General features: G+C 66.0%; 1 protein-coding gene. It reads right to left on the reverse strand.

Translation table 11 applies throughout. The features are described from left to right. Positions 1-26: 26 nt before the first annotated feature. Positions 27-1,393: BCCT family transporter (locus DBR34_RS05725; protein WP_146186774.1), on the reverse strand; the 1,367-nt coding region annotated here is incomplete at its 5' end.

Here is a 1,393-nt window from a genome sequence, read left to right on the forward strand (position 1 = left end):
CCAGCGGCATCATGGCAGAGGCACACCTACGGCGCCCTCGCCGCCTCATCCCGCGTCTCTTCCTGCGCAGCGATCTCCCGCTCGATCCACGCGTCCATCATCCGGCGAGCCCGCTGCGTCCGCCGGCGCTGCAACGCGTACTCCATGTCCAGCACCCGGTACAGCGACCACATCACCAGCAGCATCAACAGCGCGAACGGCAAGGCCGCAATCGTGATCATGCCCTGCAGCGCGGTCAGCCCGCCGGCCAGCAGCAACACGCCGGCAATCAGCGCGATCGCCACGCCCCACACCATGCGCCGTGCCAGCGGCGGATCACCCGCCTCCTCGGTCGACATCGTGGCCAGTACCAGCACCGCCGAATCGGCCGACGTCACGAAGAAGATCATCAACAGCACCAGCGCGATCACCGACAACACCATCGGCATCGGCAGGCTGTCGAACATCGTGAACAGCACCGTCTCATAGCCGTTGCCCAGCGCCTGCGCCAGGTCCACGTGGCCGAAGATCTGCGACCACAGCGCCGTGCCGCCGAACACCGAGAACCACAGGAAGCCCAGCACGCTCGGTGCGATCACCACGCCCAGCACGAACTCGCGGATGCTGCGCCCGCGCGACACACGCGCAATGAACGAACCCACGAACGGCGCCCACGCGATCCACCACGCCCAGTAGAAGATCGTCCAGTCGGCCACCCACGTACTGCCCGAGAACGGCGACATGCGCAGGCTCATCGTCACCAGCGAATTGAGGTAGGACCCGATGGTGGTGGTGAACGTATCGAAGATGAAACCGGTGGGGCCCAGCACCATCACCAGCGCCAGCAATACCGCCGCCAGCCCCAGGTTGAAGTTGGACAGCCACTTGATGCCGCGGTTCACCCCACTGGTGGTCGACGCCATGTACAGCACGAACGCCACCGCGATGATGGTCAGCTGCACCGGAATCGAGTCGCGGATGCCGAACACGCGATGCAGGCCCGCCGCGATCTGGATCGTACCGAAGCCCAGCGTGGTGGCCACGCCGATCGCGGTGGCCACCACCGCCGCCACGTTCACCACCGTGCCCATCCAGCCGCGGTGGTGCGCGCCGATGATCGGCTGCAGCAGATCACTGATCAGGCCGCGGCCATTGCGGTTGAACTGGAACCACGCCATCGCCAGCCCGATCAGCGCATAGATGGCCCACGGATGCAGCCCCCAGTGGAAGAACGCGTAGCGCATCGAGGCACGGGCGGCTTCCATGCTCTGCGGTGCCAGCCCTTCCGGTGGCTTGACGAAATGCGAGATCGGCTCGGCCGCCCCCCAGAACACCAGGCCGATGCCCATGCCGGCGGCAAACAGCATCGACATCCAGCTGGCGTTGGAAAAATCCGGCTCGGCATCTTCACCGC

The sequence above is a fragment of the Stenotrophomonas sp. HMWF003 genome (assembly GCF_003061285.1).
Lineage (GTDB): Bacteria > Pseudomonadota > Gammaproteobacteria > Xanthomonadales > Xanthomonadaceae > Stenotrophomonas > Stenotrophomonas maltophilia_AP.